Origin of the sequence: Paraburkholderia unamae, assembly GCF_003268775.1 — a bacterium.
Lineage (GTDB): Bacteria > Pseudomonadota > Gammaproteobacteria > Burkholderiales > Burkholderiaceae > Paraburkholderia > Paraburkholderia unamae.
In genome coordinates, this window is the sequence record NZ_QLSU01000005.1 from 283,920 (window position 1) to 303,265 (window position 19,346).

At 67.8% G+C, this 19,346-nt stretch carries 14 protein-coding genes; 7 read left to right on the forward strand and 7 right to left on the reverse strand.

Going from position 1 to position 19,346, the window contains the following annotated elements; genetic code table 11:
• The first annotated feature begins 8 nt into the window (after positions 1–8).
• A complete protein-coding gene (gene fdhF / locus C7401_RS10790) occupies positions 9–2,945 on the forward strand; it encodes a formate dehydrogenase subunit alpha (protein ID WP_112171359.1) in 2,937 nt (978 codons plus the stop codon).
• A 4-nt stretch (positions 2,946–2,949) separates the two neighbouring features.
• Positions 2,950–3,189, forward strand: coding sequence for a formate dehydrogenase subunit delta (locus C7401_RS10795; RefSeq protein ID WP_112171360.1), 240 nt, complete (start codon positions 2,950–2,952; stop codon positions 3,187–3,189).
• Positions 3,190–3,238: 49 nt separating this feature from the next.
• Here the strand turns inward: C7401_RS10795 and C7401_RS10800 are convergent, their stop codons facing one another.
• The 3 genes from C7401_RS10800 to C7401_RS10810 all read right to left on the reverse strand — a co-directional run bounded on the left by C7401_RS10800 (position 3,239) and on the right by C7401_RS10810 (position 6,605).
• Positions 3,239–4,924, reverse strand: a complete 1,686-nt coding sequence (locus C7401_RS10800) for an FAD-dependent monooxygenase (protein WP_112171361.1) — start codon at positions 4,922–4,924, stop codon at positions 3,239–3,241.
• 119 nt (positions 4,925–5,043) lie between these two features.
• Entirely contained in the window at positions 5,044–6,288 is a 1,245-nt protein-coding gene (locus C7401_RS10805) for a cation diffusion facilitator family transporter (protein WP_112171362.1), read from the reverse strand.
• Complete coding sequence (locus C7401_RS10810; RefSeq protein WP_224045438.1) at positions 6,285–6,605, reverse strand: ArsR/SmtB family transcription factor; 321 nt, start codon at positions 6,603–6,605, stop codon at positions 6,285–6,287. The genes C7401_RS10805 and C7401_RS10810 overlap by 4 nt, the downstream gene beginning before the upstream one ends.
• A 164-nt stretch (positions 6,606–6,769) precedes the next feature.
• Here C7401_RS10810 and C7401_RS10815 point away from each other — a divergent pair, with 164 nt between their 5' ends.
• A complete protein-coding gene (locus tag C7401_RS10815) occupies positions 6,770–8,731 on the forward strand; it encodes a tetratricopeptide repeat protein (protein ID WP_112171363.1) in 1,962 nt (653 codons plus the stop codon).
• Positions 8,732–8,909: 178 nt separating this feature from the next.
• Here C7401_RS10815 and C7401_RS10820 read toward each other — a convergent pair whose 3' ends face one another.
• Complete coding sequence (locus tag C7401_RS10820) at positions 8,910–10,205, reverse strand: MFS transporter (protein WP_112171364.1); 1,296 nt, start codon at positions 10,203–10,205, stop codon at positions 8,910–8,912.
• A 356-nt stretch (positions 10,206–10,561) separates the two neighbouring features.
• Between C7401_RS10820 and C7401_RS10825 the strand changes: the two genes are divergently transcribed.
• Together C7401_RS10825 and C7401_RS10830 are read left to right on the forward strand one after the other, a co-directional pair.
• Positions 10,562–11,092, forward strand: coding sequence for a GNAT family N-acetyltransferase (locus C7401_RS10825; RefSeq protein WP_112171365.1), 531 nt, complete (start codon positions 10,562–10,564; stop codon positions 11,090–11,092).
• Positions 11,093–11,307: 215 nt separating this feature from the next.
• A complete protein-coding gene (locus C7401_RS10830) occupies positions 11,308–12,450 on the forward strand; it encodes a hypothetical protein (RefSeq protein ID WP_112171366.1) in 1,143 nt (380 codons plus the stop codon).
• Between the two features lie 121 nt (positions 12,451–12,571).
• Here the strand turns inward: C7401_RS10830 and C7401_RS10835 are convergent, their stop codons facing one another.
• From C7401_RS10835 to C7401_RS10850, 3 genes are all read right to left on the reverse strand, one after another.
• On the reverse strand, positions 12,572–13,330 hold the full coding sequence (locus C7401_RS10835; RefSeq protein WP_112171367.1) for a DUF2968 domain-containing protein: 759 nt from the start codon (positions 13,328–13,330) through the stop codon (positions 12,572–12,574).
• 237 nt (positions 13,331–13,567) lie between these two features.
• Entirely contained in the window at positions 13,568–14,962 is a 1,395-nt protein-coding gene (locus C7401_RS10840; protein WP_112171368.1) for a gamma-glutamyl-gamma-aminobutyrate hydrolase family protein, read from the reverse strand.
• Between the two features lie 150 nt (positions 14,963–15,112).
• Positions 15,113–16,870, reverse strand: coding sequence for a cation:proton antiporter (locus C7401_RS10850; protein ID WP_112171370.1), 1,758 nt, complete (start codon positions 16,868–16,870; stop codon positions 15,113–15,115).
• 214 nt (positions 16,871–17,084) lie between these two features.
• On the opposite strand from C7401_RS10850, the gene C7401_RS10855 reads away from it, so the two are divergent.
• The gene (locus C7401_RS10855) at positions 17,085–18,470 is read left to right on the forward strand and encodes an amidase (RefSeq protein ID WP_112171371.1); all 1,386 of its coding nucleotides are present in this window, start codon (positions 17,085–17,087) and stop codon (positions 18,468–18,470) included.
• A gap of 140 nt (positions 18,471–18,610) precedes the next feature.
• Complete coding sequence (locus C7401_RS10860; protein WP_112171372.1) at positions 18,611–19,141, forward strand: disulfide bond formation protein B; 531 nt, start codon at positions 18,611–18,613, stop codon at positions 19,139–19,141.
• The last annotated feature ends 205 nt before the right edge of the window (positions 19,142–19,346 follow it).

The window sequence follows — 19,346 nt, forward strand, 5'->3', positions numbered from 1 at the left end:
GAACCACCATGTCCGACACGCTCATGTCCCAAGCCGGTGGTTGCGGTTCCGGCAATTGCGCCTGCAAATCAGCGGCGATGAAGCAGCGCTCGCCCTTCGACGACACCGATTTCGGCACGCCGCTGCGTCATGCCGACGTGGACGTCACGCTCGAAATCGACGGTCAAAGCGTCACGGTGCCGGCCGGCACTTCGGTGATGCGCGCCTCCGTCGAGGCCGGCATCAACGTGCCCAAGCTCTGCGCGACCGACTCGCTCGAACCGTTCGGCTCCTGCCGCCTGTGCCTCGTCGAAATCGAAGGCCGCCGCGGCTACCCGGCTTCGTGCACGACGCCCGTCGAAGCAGGCATGAAGGTGCGCACGCAAAGCGACCGCCTGCAAAAGCTGCGCCGCAACGTGATGGAGCTCTACATCTCCGATCACCCGCTCGACTGTCTCACCTGCCCCGCCAACGGCGACTGCGAGTTGCAGGACATGGCGGGCGTGACCGGCCTGCGCGAAGTGCGCTACGGCTTTGACGGCGCCAATCACCTCAAGGACAAGAAGGACGAATCGAATCCGTACTTCACCTACGACCCGTCGAAGTGCATCGTCTGCAATCGGTGCGTGCGCGCGTGTGAAGAAACGCAAGGCACCTTCGCGCTGACCATCGCCGGGCGCGGTTTCGAATCGCGCGTCGCGGCCGGCGCGAGCGAGGCGTTCATGGACTCCGAGTGCGTGTCGTGCGGCGCGTGCGTGGCCGCCTGCCCGACCGCCACGTTGCAGGAAAAGACCGTCGTGATGCTGGGCCAGGCCGAGCACTCGGTCGTGACGACCTGCGCGTATTGCGGCGTGGGTTGCTCGTTCAAGGCCGAGATGAAGGGCAATGAAGTCGTGCGCATGGTGCCGCACAAGAACGGCCAGGCCAACGAGGGCCACGCCTGCGTGAAGGGCCGCTTCGCATGGGGCTACGCCACGCACAAGGACCGCATCAAGAAGCCGATGATCCGCGCGAAGATCACCGACCCGTGGCGCGAAGTGAGCTGGGAAGAAGCGATCAACTACGCCGCGAGCGAGTTCCGCCGCATCCAGGCAAAGCATGGGCGCGATTCGATCGGCGGCATCACCTCGTCGCGCTGCACGAACGAGGAAACGTACCTCGTGCAGAAGCTGGTGCGCGCCGCGTTCGGCAACAACAACGTCGACACCTGCGCGCGCGTGTGCCACTCGCCCACGGGCTACGGCCTGAAGACGACGCTCGGCGAATCGGCGGGCACGCAGACCTTCGCCTCCGTCGATCACTCGGACGTGATCATGGTGATCGGCGCGAATCCGACCGACGGCCACCCGGTGTTCGGCTCGCGCCTGAAGCGGCGCGTGCGCGAGGGCGCGAAGCTGATCGTCGTCGATCCGCGCCGCATCGACATCGTCGACACCGCGCACGTGAAGGCCGAGCATCACCTGCAACTGCGCCCCGGCACCAACGTCGCGATGGTCAACTCGCTCGCGCACGTGATCGTCACCGAAGGGCTCGTCAATGAGTCGTTCGTGGCCGAGCGCTGCGAAACGCGCGCGTTCGAGCAATGGCGCGATTTCGTCTCGCTGCCGGAAAACTCGCCGGAAGCGATGGCCGAAGTGACCGGCGTGCCCGCCGAGCAGGTTCGCGCCGCCGCGCGCCTCTACGCGCAGCAAGGCAACTCGGCGATCTACTACGGCCTCGGCGTCACGGAACACGCACAAGGCTCGACGATGGTGATGGGCATCGCCAACCTCGCGATGGCCACGGGCAACATCGGCCGCGAAGGCGTGGGCGTGAATCCGCTGCGCGGCCAGAACAACGTGCAGGGTTCGTGCGACATGGGCTCGTTCCCGCACGAACTGCCGGGCTATCGTCACGTGGGCGACAGCACGACGCGCGCGCTCTTCGAGGACGCATGGAACGTCGCGCTGCAAAGCGAGCCGGGCCTGCGCATTCCGAACATGTTCGAGGCGGCGCTCGACGGCACCTTCATGGGCCTTTATTGCCAGGGCGAAGACATCGTCCAGTCCGACCCGAACACGCAGCACGTGGCGGCCGCGCTTTCGTCGATGGAATGCATCGTCGTGCAGGACATCTTCCTGAACGAAACGGCGAAGTACGCGCATGTGCTGCTGCCGGGTTCGTCGTTCCTCGAAAAGGACGGCACCTTCACCAACGCCGAGCGCCGCATCTCGCGCGTGCGCAAGGTCATGCCGCCGATCGCCGGCTACGCGGACTGGGAAGCGACGATCCTGCTCTCGCGCGCGCTCGGCTACGAGATGGACTACACGCATCCGTCGCAGATCATGGACGAGATCGCGCGCCTCACGCCCACGTTCCACGGTGTCTCGTACAAGAAGATCGACGAGATGGGCAGCATCCAGTGGCCGTGCAACGAGGCCGCACCCGAGGGCACGCCGATCATGCATATCGACGAGTTCGTGCGCGGCAAGGGCAAGTTCGTCATCACGAAGTTCATCGCCTCGCCGGAGAAGGTCACGCGCCGCTTCCCGCTCCTGCTCACGACGGGCCGCATCCTCTCGCAGTACAACGTGGGCGCGCAAACGCGCCGCACCGAGAACTCGCGCTGGCACGAGGAGGACCGTCTGGAGATCCATCCGGTGGACGCCGAAGACCGCGGCATTCGCGACGGCGACTGGGTGGGGATCGAATCGCGTGCCGGGCACACGGTGCTGCGCGCGCAGGTCAGCACGCGCATGCAGCCGGGCGTGGTCTACACGACGTTCCATTTCCCCGAGTCGGGTGCGAACGTCATCACCACGGATGCCTCGGACTGGGCCACGAACTGCCCCGAGTACAAGGTGACGGCCGTGCAGGTGAGCCACGTGCAGCAGCCCTCGGAATGGCAGCGCGAGTACTCGCGCTTCAACACGACCCAGCTCGAACTGCTGAGCAAGCGCGAACCGCTTACCACTTCAGGGAAATAAGGCGATGAAAGCGGACCACTTGATCGAAATGGCGAACCAGATCGGCATGTTCTTCGACTCGCTGCCCGATCGCGAGGAGGCGCTCACGGGCATCGCGGAGCACATCCGCAAGTTCTGGGAGCCGCGCATGCGCCGCACGCTGCTCGCGGCGCTCGACGGCGAGGGTGAGGAAGCGGGCTTCACGGAAATCGTGCTCGCTTCGCTCACCAAACATCGCGAGGCGTTGGCACCCGCAGCGGCCTGATCGGCGCGAGCCGCCCCCTTGCATCACGCGCGCGCCAGCGCCGGCCGGTTCAACCCGGCGGCGCCGGCGCGTAGCCCGTTGCGGCGTACCACGTCTCGCAGTGGCGCAGCAGCGCATTGAGGTCCGACACGGGACGCCCCCGCGCGCCGATATAACCATCGGGCCGCACCAGATAAAACGCGGGCCGCGTGCGCCCGTACGATTCGCTGAGCGAAGGCGCGCCCTCGCCTGCCAGCGGCGTTTCGCCATTGGCGAGATCGGCGATCCACCAGACCCGCAGCGCCTGCGGAAACAAGCGCTCGACGGCTTCGACAAAGCGGTTGAGCGCGGCGGCCGCGTCCGCGCCATGCTTCGGCGCGGCATCGGCATCGTCCTCCACCAGCAGGAACAGCGAAAAGCAGGCCGGATCGTGCAGATCGAACATGCGCCCCTTGCCTGGCGCCTTGCCTAGCGGACCGTCCACCACACGCACGAAGGCGTCCGGGGCGCGTTCGCCCGCGCGCGGGCCGCCGTCCAACACGCGTTCGAGCGTGAGCGGGCTGCGCCGGTACTGGATCGACAGCTCGCTCACCGCCTGGCGCGCCGCATCGCGCAATGGACCGAGCGCCACGAGCACCGGCATCACGCGCTCGCGCAACAGCTTGAGCGGACCGTGATCGGCTTCGACCAGTTGAGTCATGAAGCTCGTTTGCTGGAGCACAAGGCGCTCGATGGGATAGCGCTCGGCGTGGTAGGTGTCGAGCAGGCGCTCGGGCGCGCCGCGCGCATGCACGCGTGCGATCTTCCAGCCCAGATTGAAGGCCTCCTGAATACCCGTGTTCATCCCCTGCGCGCCCGCCGGGCTGTGCACGTGCGCGGCGTCGCCGGCAAAGAAGGTGCGCTCCACGCGCAATTGCCGCACCATGCGGCTGTTCACGCCGAAGTACGACGCCCACGTCATGTCCGAGACCGACACCGGATGATGCATGCGCTGCATGATGATCTCGCGGCACTCCTCCAGCGTCGGCACGGGAATCGCGCCGTCGGGCGCCGCGGGCAGCATCGCCTTGTGATCGGCGATCAGGCGGTAGCGGCCGTGGCCGAGCGGAAAGAGCGCGGCGAGACCGTCGCCCGAGGCGAACACGTGGAACTCGTCGTCGGGCCAGGGCGTGCTCGCGCTCAGGTCGGCGAGCAGGAACGATTGCGCCATGGTCTCGCCGTCGAACTTCATGTCCAGGCGATGGCGAATGGTGCTGTGCGCGCCGTCGGCGGCGATCACGTATGCGCAGCGCAACGACTCGATGCGCCCGTCGGGCCGGCGCACTTCCGCGCTCGCGCCCGCCGAGCCTTGCGTGTATTCGAGCAGCTCGCTGCCGCGCTCGATCTCCACGCCGAGCGTCGCGAGATGTTCGGTGAGAATGCGCTCGGTGACGGTCTGGTCGATGAAGATCAGATACGGATAGCGCGTGAAAAGCGGATCGAAATCGAGCCGCGCGCGGCGCTGGCCGTTCGAATACAGATTCGCGACATGCGCCCGGTGGCCGAGTTCGAGAAACGGCTCGACGATGCGATGCTGCTCGAACAGTTCGAGCGTGCGCGCCTGAATGCCGATCGCCCGCGAGTGGCGGCCGGGCTGCGGCGTGCGATCGATCAGCCGCACCGGAATATGCGCGCGCGCGAGACTCATCGCCGCGGCCAGCCCGGTGGGTCCCGCACCCACGATGAGCACGGGGGCGAGAGAAGATGCCACGGCCATGCAGACCTCCATGCGCTCGACACGTTACGTAGTGTATCGCCCGCGCCCCTGCCGGTCGCGCGGCAGCGCATCAATTCGCGCCCGCCATGCGGGACGAATTGCCGCGCTTTCAGCGTCTTTCAGTGGCTATGCGAATGGGTGTGCGGATTCGCGCTGGACTGGTCGCCTGGCATGTCCAGCGCGCAGCGATGCTCGCTCGTGCCGAGGTCCACCTGAAGCGTCGCGTGGCGCATGCCGAAGCGCGCGTTGAGCGTCTCGACGATGCGATCGAGCGCGGCGTCGCCGGGGTGCCCCGTCGGCATCACGAGGTGCGCCGTGAGCGCGCAGCCCGTGGTCGAGAGCGCCCACACATGGAGGTCGTGCACATCCACGACGCCCTCCTGCTGCGCGAGGAAAGCGCGCACGCTCACGATATCGACGTTCGCCGGGACCGCCGCGAGCGCGAGCCGCACCGACTCGCGCAACAGCCCCCACGTGCCGTACACGATCACGAGCACGACCACGATCGACATGAGCGGATCGATCCAGGTCCTGCCCGTCGCGAGAATCGCGAGCCCGCTGATCGCGACGGCCGCCGAAACGCCCGCGTCGGCGGCCATGTGCAGGAATGCGCCGCGAATGTTGAGGTCGTCCTTTTGCCCACGTACGAATAGCCAGGCCGAGAAGCCGTTGACCACGATGCCGATGGTCGCGACGACGAACACGTCGAGGCCCGCCACGGGCGCGGGATGCAACAGGCGGCTGATCGCCTGCGCGAGAATCGCGCCGCACGCGATGAGCAGCAACGCCGCGTTGGCGAGCGAGGCGAGAATCGACGAACTGCCGAAGCCGAACGTGAATTGCGCGGACGGGCGGCGCGTCGCGAGCCAGGCGGCGCCCCAGGCGAGCAGCAGGCCGAGCACGTCGGAGAGGTTGTGGCCCGCGTCGGCGAGCAGCGCGGTGGACTGCGCGATCACGCCATACACCGTCTGCACGACGACGATGACGACGTTCAGCGCGACGGCAATCGCGAACGCGCGGCCGTGACCCGCGACCGGCGCGTGATGATGGTGATGGTGGCCGTGTGCGTGCCCATGCGACGCGTGGGCGTCGTGCGCTTCGTGTGATTCGTGCGCTCCATTGGCTTCGGGCGCGCTGGCATCCGCGCTGGCATCCGCATGAGGATGGGCATGATCGTGGCCGTGCCCGGCATGCGCCCCGTCGTCATGGCGATGCCCATGCGCAGCCGTTTGCCCCCGGGCGAGCTCCTGCGCGTCTTCCGGCGCCTGAGCGGCCGCCTCGTCGAACCACACGGGCGCGTGCTCGTCCTCGCGCTCTTCGGCGCCGCCCGACGCGTCGGCCCGCTCGCGATCGGCGCCGGTCATACGCCCTCCTGCCACTGCGTGGATGGCTCCGCCACGTGCTCCAGCATGCCCGCGACCATCGCGCTGATGTGCGCATCCGCGGCGGCGTAGAACACCTGCTTGCCCTCACGTTCCGCGCGCACAATGCGCGCCGCGCGCAAGAGCCGCAGATGATGGCTCACGAGCGACGGCGAGTAGCCAAGCGTATCGGCGATCGCGCCCACGGCGAGCCGCTCCTGCACGCAGGCGAGCACGATGCGCAGCCGCGTGGCGTCGCCAAGCAGGCGGAACAGGTCGGCGAGCGGCACCACGCGCTCGTCGTCGGAAATCGGGGCCATAAAATTCAACATCACATATGAACAGATGTTCACATGTTAGTTCCCCAACGGAACCTCGTCAACTTCCTCGCAAACTCAACTCAAACCCAGACCAACTTCGGGAGCGCATGCGCGAGTGTGGGAAAATGCCCGCTTTGCGTCCCGAAGGTTTTGCTTCATCAGTCATGGAACAGGTTTTTGTCCGCGCGTACGCCGCACATCGCGACGGCCGGCTCGACGACGCCGAGCGCGGCTACCGCGCGACGCTCGCCGCCGATCCCGTGCACGTCGATGCGCTGCATCTGCTCGGCGTGCTGCGCCATCAGCAGGGCCAGCACGCGGAAGCCGCGGATCTCGTGCGCCGCGCGGTCGCGCTGCGTCCCGACGACGCCGCCCTCCAGCTGAACCTCGGCAATGCGCTCAAGGCGCTCGGCGAGCTGGACGGCGCGATCGAGCGCTTTCGCAACGCGCTCACGCTCGCCCCGGCCTTCCCGCTCGCGCACTACAACCTCGGCAACGCCTACGCGGCGATCGGCCGCCATGAGGACGCGATGTACGCGTTCGGCCACGCCGTGCGCCTGCAACCCGGCGACGCCTCGTCGCACAACAATCTCGGCAACGCGCTGCACGCGCTCGGCCGTCACGGCGAGGCCGTCGACTCGTTTCGCCGCGCGCTCAAGATTCGTCCCGGCCATGCCGGTGCGCACAACAACCTGGGCATGTCGCTGAACGCGCTGGGTGACAGCGCGAGCGCGCTCGAACAGTTCCAGAAGGCGCTGCGCGTGCAGCCGCGCTTCGTGGCCGCGCATTTCAATCTCGCGAACACGCTCGACGCGACCGGCCACCACCGCGAAGCCGTTGCCTCGTTCGAAGCGGCGCTCGCCATGCAGCCGCGCTTCGTACCGGCCCTCTTCGGCCTCGGCAATGCGCTCGCCGCGCTCGGCCGTCACGACGAAGCGATCGGGCCCTACGAGCGCGCCATTGGCTTCGATCCGAAATTCGCGCTCGCGTGGCTCGCGCTCGGCACGGCGCACCACGCGCTCGGCCGTCATGCGGCCGCCCTGCGCGCCTTCGACGAAGCGCTGCGCGTGCGCCCCGATCTGGCCGCCGCTCACCTCAACCGGGCGCTCACGTGGCTCACGCTCGGCGACTTCCGGCGCGGGCTCCCCGAATACGAATGGCGGCTCGATCCGGCCGCGCGCGAGGAGGCGCACGCCAACGCGCCGCGTGGCGCCGGCTACGCGCCGGCCCGTGCACAGACCGCACAGACCGCACCGGGCGCGCCGGCCGCCGAGGCAATGCCGAACCTCGCGCCCGGCGCACTGCCGCGCTGGCATGGCGAACCGCTAGACGGCCGCACGCTTTTCGTCGAAGCCGAGCAGGGTTTCGGCGACACGCTCCAGTTCGTGCGCTTCGTCCCGCTCATCGCTCAGGCGCAGGGCAACAACGCACGCGTCGTGCTCGAAGTGCAGCGCGCGCTCATGCCGCTCATCGCGCCCGCGGCCGCCGCCTGGCGCGTCACGCTCGTCGAACAGGGTGCGCCGCGCCCCGCCGCCGACCTGCACTGCCCGCTTCTTTCGCTGCCGCTCGCGCTCGGCGCGCATCTCGACACGCTGTCCGCGGGCTCCCCCTACCTGGAGGCGAGCACCGCCTACCGGCGCAAGTGGCGCGGCTCGCTGGGCGGCCAGGCGCGGCGCAAAATCGGCCTCGCGTGGTCGGGCCGCATCCAGAAACACGAAAACCGCGCAATCGCGCTCGCCGCGCTAGAACCGCTTTTCGCGCTCGAAGGCATCGACTGGATCGTGCTCCAGCCGGACCTGAGCGCAGCGGAACACGCGGCGCTCGACGCGCATGCGCGTACCCGCTCGATCCATCGTATCGGCGCCAGGCTTCAGGACTTCGCGGATACCGCCGCCGTCATCGAACGGCTGGACGGCGTGGTCTCGATCGACACCTCGATCGCCCACCTCGCCGGTGCGCTCGGCGCAAAGCTCTGGGTCATGCTGCCGTTCGCGGCGGACTGGCGCTGGTTCACGGGCACGGACACGAGCCCCTGGTACCCGCGCGCGCGCCTCGTGCGCCAGCCGCGGCCGCACGCATGGGCAGAAGTCGTGGAAACAGTCGCGCGGGAATTGCGCGACGCCTGAGCGGCGGAACATCAGGCGCTCAGGCTGACAGACGAGGCGCGGCCGGCAATGCCCCGCGCCGTCTTTTCTTTCGTTGCGAATTCGATCGCAGATCCGGCCACCAATCCGGCCATGAAAGCGCAATCGATCAAACAGCCGGTGCGCCCGTTACGGCGCACCGCGCATCTCAGCACGCGTATCAAGCCGCCTTGTACTGGTTGCGCGCTTCCGGCGTGCGATAGAGCACGAGCGTCGCGATCAGGCCGCATACGCCCGCCACGCCCATCCACGCACCCGGCGCCGCCTTGTTGCCGCTCACGTGGATGAGGTACGTCGAGATCGCGGGCGTGAAGCCGCCGATCGTCGTCGCGAGGCTGTAGGCAAGCGAGAAACCGGCGGTACGCACATCGACAGGCATGACTTCGGTGAGCGCCACGACCATCGCGCCGTTATAGCAGGCGTACAGGAACGAGAGCCACAGCTCGACCGAGAGCAAGCGGCCGAACGACGGCTCGGCCACGAGCCACTGCACGGTCGGATAGGCGGTGAGAATCGTGAGCACGGTGAAGACAATCAGCACCGGGCGACGGCCGACACGGTCCGAAATGGCGCCCGAAACCGGCAGCCAGAACAGGTTCGACAAGCCGATGCAGACGGTCACGATCAGCGTGTCGATCTCGTTCATCTTGAGCACTTCCTTGCCGAAGGTCGGCGTGTAGGCGGTGATCATGTAGAACGAAACCGTGGTCATGATGACCATGCCCATGCCCGCGATCACGACGCCCCAGTTCTGCATCATCGACGCCATGATTTCGCCGATCGACGGACGATGCTTGCGCTTGGCGAACTCCTCGGTTTCCTGGAGCGAGCGGCGAATCATGAACAGGAACGGCACGATCAGGCAACCGATGATGAACGGCACGCGCCAGCCCCAATTCGTCATGTGCTCGACGGGCAGCAGGCGATGCAGCAGCACGCCAAGCAGCGCCGCGAACACGACGGCGACCTGCTGGCTGCCCGACTGCCACGAAACGTAGAAGCCCTTGTTGCCCTTGGTCGCGATTTCCGAGAGATACACCGAGACGCCGCCAAGCTCCACGCCCGCCGAGAAGCCCTGCAACAGGCGCCCCAGCAGCACGATGGCCGGCGCGACGATGCCGATCGTGGCGTAGCCCGGCACCACGGCCACGGTGAGCGTGCCGAGCGCCATCAGGCCGAGCGTGAGGATGAGGCCCTTGCGGCGGCCGTGATGGTCGATGTACGCGCCGAGGATGATGGCGCCGAGCGGGCGCACCAGAAAGCCCGCGCCGAACACCGACAACGCAAGCATCAGCGAGGCGAAGGGATTGTCGCTCGGGAAGTAGGTCCGGGCGATCGCCGAAGCGTAATAGCCGTAGACCATGAAATCGTACATTTCCAGGAAGTTGCCGCTGACGACGCGGAAAACGGTCCGGGCCTTGGATTCGCTGGGAGATGCGTGGGACGCGGTGGACATGACAATCTCTGAGGAGACCGCCCCTTGAGGCCGTAGAGGCTCGCGGGTCGGGGAAAAACAATAACTTGCACGAAGGTAGATATCGCGCGGCAATTCGCGGGTATGCCCGGTCGGGCACTCATTATGCGGCGTGGATCCGGAGTCAGATATCGGGGTAATTCCTTAAAACATACATCTAAAAAACACCAACTTCGCTCATTTCTTTCATTTTCACTTCAATAAGCATTCGATTTTCTTTCCTTTCGGGCAAACGCGCCGCGATGGCTTCCGGATGGGGCACAATAGGACGCGGTAGGGCCCGGCGCACGGCCCCCGACGCGCGCCCTGTTTCAGACGCCCAGACGTCACCCGTCCGCATGACTCAAGCGCACACTTTGACATTGCGCCCGGCCACTGTCGCCGATGCTCCATTGCTCGCCGCCATGCACTCGGCAAGCTGGCAGGCCACCTATCGCGCCCTGCTGCCCAGCGCTTTCCTCGAGCGCGAAGTCGACGCCGAGCGCGCCGCTTACTGGCGCGCGCGCATGGAAGCGCCCGGCGGCGAGCGCCGCCTCGTCCTGATCGCCGAGCTGTCGACGGGCACGCCGGTCGGCTTCGTTTGCGTCGAACGCCAGCCGGGCTCGCCTTGGGGCGTGCTGCTCGACAATCTCCACGCGCTGCCCGCGCATCAGGGCATTGGTGTGGGCAAGCGCCTCATGCGCGCGGCGCAGGACTGGGCGCGCGCCCAGGGCGAAGCCCAGCTCTATCTGTACGTGCTCGACGGCAACACGCCCGCGATCGCGTTCTACGAACGGCAGGGCTGGACCTATTCCGGTTCGGAGCCCGACCACATGGGTGGCATCGACATCACGGCGCTGCGCTACGTCTACCGCCTCGACGCCATGTAATGGCGCATGCGGCGGCGCGCCTGGCCGCCGCACCCCGTACTCAGCAAGGTTGGGAGCGTTTTAAGACAATTCCGATAGAACGGCCGGAAGGGCACCGCCATGATGTGCGACATCTGTTTGTTTTCATGCTGCGCGCCGTAGGCGACCCATCCGCGTGCGCCGCTGATGACATTGCCACCCGGCGCCGTCGCCACCGCCGGGGCTGCGAGAAATCGATGTCAACCATTCCGTTCGTTCAGGTCGAAGGTACGCTCGCGCTGCCGCATATTCGTCCGCTTGCCCGCCTGCCGGCTTCGTTCGGCAAGGAATGGGCGCTGACCGCGCCACACTTCAGCTTGCGCACCGAGCTGCGCGCGCTCTACGCCGCCATCATGCGTACGGTGTGCCTGAGCGTCGAAGCCTTTCGCGCAGCCGCCCGGTGGGACCACCTTCGCATTCCCGTTCCGATGCCGCCCGCGCCTGTTGCCGCGCCGGTCGCACCCGAACCCGCCCGCGCCACGGCCACGCGCGCCGGCCACGCGCAGCGTACGTCCGCCGCCACCGGTCAGGCCACGCCGCCCTTCGAGCGCCGCAAGCTCACTGGTGGCGCCGTCGCAATTGGGAGTGCGGCGTTGCTCGCCTGGATCGTCGCGAGTCACACGCCTTCCGGAACGCAAACCGCATCCAGCAAGGCGGACTCGCACGCCAACGCGAGCGCGGGGCATGACGCCGCGCAACGTCTGGCGGACGCTCGCGCCGAACACGATCACGCCGTCGCGGGCGGCACGGCGCCTCAGGCCGCCGCAACCCAACCCGCAACCGCGCCTGCACCCCAAACCGCGTCGCCTATCGCGCTCGCGCCCGCGCCCAAAACCGCGTCGTCTACCGCGATCGCGCCGGCGTCGACTATTGCGTTGCCGATCACCGCCAGCGAGCGCAAAGCGCCGCCAGCGAGCGCCGCGGTACGCGCACAGCGCGACTTCAGCGTACAGCCACAAGCAAAAACGGCGGCACCCGCCAGGCTGGTTCAACGCGAAAAGCTCGGCAACGACCGTGCGCTCAAACGCGCCGCCGGTCAACGCGTTGCCGGGCGCGGCACGAGCCTGCGTCACGGCGCACACGAATTCGCCCCGTATCGCGAAGCTTCGCCCGTCACGACACAACGCTCGCGAGGCTCGTACTCGCAAGCGCAGGTTTATTCGCCCCGGCAATCCAGCGCGAATCCCGTCGACGAATACGCCTCCGTCCTCACGTACGCGAACACGTACGCAACGCCGCGCGCGTCGAACCGCCCGACCGTGGCGGCCGACAGCACTGACTGGGTCAACCACGTTTCGCAGCGTCGCGTGACCGAGGTGCCGGACCGGTTCGCGAAGTAGGCCCCCGCCAGTAACGAAAAAGCCCGGCTTCGTACCGGGCTTTTTTGTGCGCCGCGCGTCGAGCGCGTAGCCAGCAAGGGGAAAACACTGCGGGAAATGCGGGGCGAAGCCGCCCCGCCGCCTAGCGTCTCGCGCCCGGCAAGCCCGCCTCCGTCGCGCGTTGCAATGCGTCCACCTGGCGCTGCAAATCGAGCAATTGCGCCTGGGCCTGGGCCTTCTGCGCATTGAGCGCGGTTGCGTCGCCCTGCACCTGGCGCTGGTAATCGTCCACGCGCGCCTGTTGCGTTCGCGCGATGGCAAGGTCGGCCTGAAGGCGGCGTGCGCGCTCCTCGGACAACGCGATCACGTGTTCGATAAACGCCTTCTGGGCCTCCAGTTGCGTGCGCCGGATTTCGACGTCGGCGAGCTGCGCGGTCTGCCGGACGAAGTCGGCGTAGATCGCCTCGGAACGTGCTTCGTCCTGCGAACGGATCACGCGCCAGAAATGCTTGTCCTGAAACAGCACGACGTAGTACGTCATCTCCGACGGGTAGAAAAAGAGACTTGCGCCGTAGCTCGCGTTATAGGTCGTGCGCAGTTCGATGAGCTGCGAGTCGTGGATGAGCTGCATCAGGGTGGCGACATCGCCCTGGGCTGCGCCGGCACTGGCCTGCTCGTCGGGCTCGCCCGCAGGCAGCAGCGCGCCGGCCGGTTGCGGCGTGAGACTGCCAAGCGACGGACGGCTGCCCGCCAGCGGCGCACGTTCGTCTGCCGCGCCGGACGCGGCGGCCATGCTGCCCGCATCGTCCGGCATGCCCGCCCAGGCCGCTGCCCCCTGCTGCAAGAGCATGAGCGCCGCGGCGCTGAGCATCACACGACGCAACGCGATTGAATGCTTCATACCTGCCTGTTCCATTCGGGATTCTCAGTAACCCTTCATTATCGCCGCGAGAAAATCTCAAAAACGACGTTTAAATTTGGATAAGCCGGAGAAGCACAAGATTCGGACGATTCCTATGTAGGAAGGACACCGAACCAGAACGGAAAGGATCCAGGCTGCGTAGGACAGCGACGAGGGAGCGAACCGTGGCGGGCCGCGCGCAGGCTGCGCGCGGCCGGACCAACGATGGGTTTGCGACTAGAAGCGCGTTTCGCGCGCCGATCGCAGGAAGGTATCGAGCAGCGGCGTGCAGTCGAGCAACTCCGGGCCGCCCGCACGATGGAACTCGGGGTGCCACTGCACGCCCACCACGAACGGCGCGCGCCGGTAGCGCACCGCCTCGATGAGGCCGTCACCGGCCGAGACGGCTTCGACGGTCAGGTCGCGTCCAAGACTGCGGACTGCCTGGTGGTGGATCGAGTTGACGATCGCTTCACGCCGCCCAGGGAACATGCTCGCGAACGTCGAGCCCTCCGGGAAGGTGATCGCGTGGCGATGCTGGTCGTAGTGTTCGCTCACGTGCACGCCGGCCATCGGCACGTCGCTGGCGATGTCCTGATAGAGCGTGCCGCCGAACGCCACGTTGATGAGCTGGCAGCCGCGGCACACGCCCAGCACCGGCTTGCCCGATTCGACGAACTCATGCAGCAGTTCGAGCTCGTACATGTCGCGCACGCGGTCGCCCGGCCACTCGGGGCGCGGCGACACCTCGGCGTAGGTCTGCGGCGACACGTCGGCGCCGCCTTGCAACAGCAGGCCGTCGAGATGCTTCGCGTAATCGCGCAAGCGGATATTGCTCGGATGCAGCATGCCCTGATGGCCGACCGTCGGAATCATGAACACGATGACGTCGCGCGACATCACCCAGTGTGCAATCGACTCCTCCAGGTATTGCAGCGTCTTGCCGCGCAAGCCTTGCGCGCCCGGCTCCGGGTGGAAGATGCGCGCGGAGACGCCAATGCGCAGCGTGCGCTGCGTGATGCGTTGCCCCGCCCGGTCGAACAGTTGCCGAGCGCGCGCCGCGATGATGCGGCCGAACACGGCCCACGCCGAATCGCTCGCGCGCAGGTAACGCGGCGGCTCGGGCGGAATGGCGCCGGGCGGCGGCGGATGCTGCGCCGTGAAGTCGGGCGCCTGGCCAAATCCGGCTGGCGCCGCCCCGGCGCGCGGCGGCGTCGAAGCCGCCGCGGCCGCGCTCGCGGGCTCCGTTTGCCCGGTCGGCGCGGGCGCGGAGGCGCCGGCACCGCTGGCTTCGCCGATCGGGAAGCGCGGCGCGGCGCCGGCCGGCGCGTGCTCCGGCAACTCGCCCGGCGTGGCCGCCGCCGGCGCCCCCGTGCTCGGCGTGACGGTCGACGCGCTGGTGGGGGCGTCGGTCGAAGCGCGCTGCGCGGCCTCCCCGGAGGTCGACTCGGAGGTCGAACCAGGGGGTGAAGGTGGAGGCGAAGCGGAAGAAGAAGCAGAGGAAGCGCCGGAGGCGCCCGGCGAGCCGGCGGCCGGAGGTGTTGACGACGAGGGGGTGCCGGCAGGACCGGCATCGGCGGGACGGCTTGCGCCGTCAGGAACCTCGGGGCGGTCTGATTTGTTTTCGCTCATGACGTGGGGTCAGGCGCGCGGCGCGCGAACGAATGAACAGGCTTCGATTATCCTTCGCACCGCACGCGGCCGCCACCCCCGCACACAATTGCTCACATCCGGTCACACCGGCGGCCGCTTCGGCGCGCGCACGGGGCGCGCGCCGTCCGTTCAGGCATCCGGCCGTTCGTCGAAGGTCTCGCGCAACGCGATCTGCATCGACGCGTGAATCTTCACGCACCAGCGCCACAGCAGCATGGTGAGCGCCGCCGCGCACACCAGCACGCCAACGAGGAAGCCCGTAGGCGGCAGGATCGTGCCCGAGAGCGCAGCCACGAGCAGGAACACCCCGAACATCGAGACCACGGGCACCAGCTCCGCAATCACATGACGGATCGCGCGCGTGAAGCGCCCCGCCTTCTCCGGCTGCACGCTCACTTCGGCGAGCAGCAGCGCGAGCGACTGCGTCTTGCGCCACACGGCCACGAGAAACGGCATCGCGAGCACGAGCGCGGCGCTCCAGAGCACGACGCGCTGAATGCGCTCGTCGGCAATCCAGTGCGCGAGCAACGGCCCCGCATAGCGCGCGCCATACGACACGCCGATGAAGATGGCCGAAACGAGCGCGAGATTCACAGCGATCTGCACGACGATGCGCTTCGTGAGCGAAAAGATCGTGGGGCCTTCGGAGCGCGGCACGAGGCAGCGCAGCCACTGGCTGTACATGCCGAACACGTTCGAAACGGCGGGCGGCATGGCGCGCGCAAGACGCTGCGAGAGCGGATCGGCAATGCGAATCAGGTAAGGCGTGGTGAGCGTCGTGATGGCCGAAACCGTCACGGCGATCGGATAGAGGAACCCGCTCGTCACCTTCAGCGTGAGACCGAGCGAGGCGATGATGAACGAGAACTCGCCGATCTGCGAGACGGTCATGCCCACGCGCATCGCGGTGCGGCCGTCGCGGCCCGCGAGAAAGGTGCCGAGTCCGCACGAGACGAGCTTGCCGAGCACCACGGCAATCGAGATCACGGCGATCGGCCACGCGTAATCGACCAGCACGAGCGGGTTGAGCATGAGCCCGATCGTCACGAAGAAGATGGCGGAAAACGCGTCGCGCAACGGCGCGACCAGATGCTCGATGCGATGCAGATGGCGCGACTCCGCCATGATCGCGCCGATCAGGAACGCGCCGAGCGCGATCGAATAGTCGAGCTTCACGACGAGCAGGCAGAAGCCGAAGCAAAAGCCCAGCACCGAGACGAGCAGCATCTCGTCGTTGCCCACGCGCGCGATATAGCCGAGCACGCGCGGCACGATCAGGATGCCCGCGAGGAGCGACACCAGCATGAACAGCAGCAGCTTGCCGAGCGTGATGAGCGCGATGCCGGGCGACAGCTCGCCCGTTTGCGCAATGCCGCCCAGCAGCACGAGCATCGCGATGCCGAGAATGTCCTCGACGATCAGGATGCCGAACACGAGCTGCGCGAACGGTTCGCGCTTCACGCCGAGGTCCGCGAGCGCCTTGACGATGATGGTCGTCGAGGAGATGGCGAGGATCGCGCCGAGGAACAGCGAATCCATGGTGGCCCAGCCGAACGCGCGGCCGATCTCGTAGCCGAGCCACAACATCAGCACGATTTCCGAGAGCGCCGCGACGATGGCGGTCGCGCCCACCTGGAACAGCTTGCGCAGACTGAATTCGAGGCCGAGCGAGAACATCAGGAACACCACGCCCAGTTCGCCCATCGTCTGGATGGTCTGCTCGTCGTGGATGAGCTGGAACGGCGGCGTGTACGGCCCGATGATCACGCCCGCCGCGATATAGCCGAGCACGACCGGCTGCTTCAGGCGATGAAACAGCACGGTGACGACGCCCGCGAGCGCCATCACGACTGCCAGATCCTGAATGAAGCCGATTCCCTGATGCATGAAGGTCTATCCTTACAAATAGCTATCGAATCTCCGCATGTTACCTGATGCGTGGCGCGAGCCAAATCGCCCGCAAGGAAAAAAGCCGACCTACAATGATGCGACCCTTGCAGGCGCCGTCCGCCCTCGGCGCCTTGCGCCGGCGGCCCGCCCGTTCTGCTCCGCCGACCTTCGCGCAGCGCGCCGCCGCGCATTGACCGAGTCTTCCGCCGCCATGACCACCGCTCCCGCTTTCGCCCCGTTCCCTCCCCTCGCCCAGCTTGCCGCCGATCTCGCCGCGGGCCGCACGACGAGCCGCGCGCTCGCCGAAACCGCGCTCGAGCGCATTGCCGACCCGGCCGGCCAGGGCGCGACCGTGTTCACGCACGTCGACGCCGAACGCGTGCGCGCCGCCGCCGACGCGCACGACCGGCTGCGCGCGTCCGGCACCGTGCTGTCACCGCTCGCGGGCATTCCCGTCTCGGTGAAGGATCTGTTCGACGTGGCGGGCGAAGTCACGCGCGCGGGCTCCACGGCGCTCGCGAATGCGGCGCCCGCCAAGGAGGACGCCGCCGCCGTCGCGCGGCTGCGCCATGCGGGCGCGGTGCTGGTCGGGCGCACGAACATGAGCGAATTCGCGTTCTCGGGGCTCGGGCTGAATCCGCACTACGGCACACCGCTCTCGCCCTGGCACCGCGGCGTGGCAGGCGACGCGCGGGTGGCGGGCGGCTCGTCCTCGGGCGCGGCAGCCTCGGTCGCGGACGGCATGGCCGCCGTCGCACTCGGCACCGACACGGGCGGCTCCATTCGCATTCCCGCCGCGTTCTGCGGCCTGACGGGCTTCAAACCCACTGCCGCCCGCATTCCGAAAACGGGCGGCGTGCCGCTCTCGCCCACGCTCGACTCGTTTGGCCCGATCGGCAACACGGTGGCGTGCTGCGCGCTCGTGGACCGCCTGCTCGCGGGGCTCGCGCCGAATGTGCCGGCCGCGCGCCACCTGGAAGGCGTGCGCCTTGGCGTGCTCACCAATTATGTGACCGACGGCGTGGACCCCGAAGTCGCGGAAACGATCGATACGGCGCTCAAGCATCTGGACGCGGCCGGCGCGATCGTGAGCGAAGTCCGCTTCGCCGCCTTCGAGCGCCTTGGCGAGATCAACCGCATCGGCTTCTCGCCGATGGAGGCCTATGCGTGGCATCGCGAGTGGATTGCGAAGCATCGCGACCAGTACGACCCGCGCGTGCTGGTGCGCATCCTGAGGGGCGAGAGCGCCACGGCCGCCGATTATCTGGATCTCGTCGCCGCGCGCGCGGCCATGATGGAAGAAGCGCAGGCCACGCTCTGGTCGCGCTTCGACGCCGTGATCGCACCGACCGTGCCGATCGCGCCACCGCCCGCCGCACCGCTCGCCGCCGACGACGAGGTCTTCGCACGCACCAACGCGCTCGTGCTGCGCAACCCGAGCGCGTTCAACTTTCTCGATAGCTGCGCACTCTCGTTGCCGTGCCACCACTATGGCGCGGCGCCGGTCGGGTTGATGCTCGCCGCCGCGCCCGGCCACGACGACGCGCTGCTCGCCATCGGCCGCGGCGTCGAGGCAGTGCTCGCGCCGCTGCGCTGACCCGCGTCCATGCAGCGCAGTCAACCCCTGCGCGCGAGCAAGGACACGTCCGCGCCGCGCGCAACCTTCGCGCTAGAATCCCGTCACGCCGTCGCAGCGACTCTCGCGCTGCGCCAAGACAACCCGAACGAACGAGCCACATGAACGACGATAACGCGCTGTTGCGCCGCGAGCGCCGCCTCCTGGTCCTCCTTGGCGTAATCTGCCTCGCGCTGCTGGCCGGCGCACTCTACTTCCAGTATGCCGAGCACCAGGACCCCTGCCCGCTGTGCATCCTCGGGCGCTACTTCCTCATCCTGATTGCGGTTTTCGCCTTCCTCGGTGCGCGCATGACGAGCTGGAGCGGCGTGCGCGTGCTCGAAGCGCTCGTCGCGCTGTCGGCGCTCGGCGGCGCGATCGCGGCCGCGCGGCTCGTCTGGGTGCAGGCGTTCCCGAGCTTCAGTTGCGGCTTCGACACGCTGCAACCCATCATCGACGGATTGCCGCCCGCGCACTGGCTGCCCGGCGTGTTCAAGGTGCAGGGTCTGTGCGAAACCACGTACGCGCCCACGCTGGGGCTCACCATCCCCATGTGGTCGCTGCTCGCATTCGTCATCGCGTTCCTTGCCGTGATCGCGAGCCTGTGGCGCAACCGGCGCCGCCAGGTGTCCTGGCCCGGCATCCGCCGCTAAATCGTCCCCAGGGGGCGCCATGCGCCCCTTTCTCCGCCCGCCACCCGGCCATGCGGTGGCGCGTCATCCCCGCCTGCGCGACAGCTTTGCGCGTCGCCCGCAAATCGCGCTCGACCTGCGCACGATCCCGTCCCGCACGGCACAATTCCCGCATCAAGGCGTGCTAAACCGTGCGTCGTCGCGTCGCGGCGTCATGACCCAAATC

Coding starts and splice junctions, on each gene's coding strand:
- fdhF (WP_112171359.1), top strand. CDS start 9: ATGTCCGACACGCTCATGTCCCAAGCCGGTGGTTGCGGTTCCGGCAAT.
- C7401_RS10795 (WP_112171360.1), top strand. CDS start 2,950: ATGAAAGCGGACCACTTGATCGAAATGGCGAACCAGATCGGCATGTTC.
- C7401_RS10800 (WP_112171361.1), bottom strand. CDS start 4,924: ATGGCCGTGGCATCTTCTCTCGCCCCCGTGCTCATCGTGGGTGCGGGA.
- C7401_RS10805 (WP_112171362.1), bottom strand. CDS start 6,288: ATGACCGGCGCCGATCGCGAGCGGGCCGACGCGTCGGGCGGCGCCGAA.
- C7401_RS10810 (WP_224045438.1), bottom strand. CDS start 6,605: ATGGCCCCGATTTCCGACGACGAGCGCGTGGTGCCGCTCGCCGACCTG.
- C7401_RS10815 (WP_112171363.1), top strand. CDS start 6,770: ATGGAACAGGTTTTTGTCCGCGCGTACGCCGCACATCGCGACGGCCGG.
- C7401_RS10820 (WP_112171364.1), bottom strand. CDS start 10,205: ATGTCCACCGCGTCCCACGCATCTCCCAGCGAATCCAAGGCCCGGACC.
- C7401_RS10825 (WP_112171365.1), top strand. CDS start 10,562: ATGACTCAAGCGCACACTTTGACATTGCGCCCGGCCACTGTCGCCGAT.
- C7401_RS10830 (WP_112171366.1), top strand. CDS start 11,308: ATGTCAACCATTCCGTTCGTTCAGGTCGAAGGTACGCTCGCGCTGCCG.
- C7401_RS10835 (WP_112171367.1), bottom strand. CDS start 13,330: ATGAAGCATTCAATCGCGTTGCGTCGTGTGATGCTCAGCGCCGCGGCG.
- C7401_RS10840 (WP_112171368.1), bottom strand. CDS start 14,962: ATGAGCGAAAACAAATCAGACCGCCCCGAGGTTCCTGACGGCGCAAGC.
- C7401_RS10850 (WP_112171370.1), bottom strand. CDS start 16,870: ATGCATCAGGGAATCGGCTTCATTCAGGATCTGGCAGTCGTGATGGCG.
- C7401_RS10855 (WP_112171371.1), top strand. CDS start 17,085: ATGACCACCGCTCCCGCTTTCGCCCCGTTCCCTCCCCTCGCCCAGCTT.
- C7401_RS10860 (WP_112171372.1), top strand. CDS start 18,611: ATGAACGACGATAACGCGCTGTTGCGCCGCGAGCGCCGCCTCCTGGTC.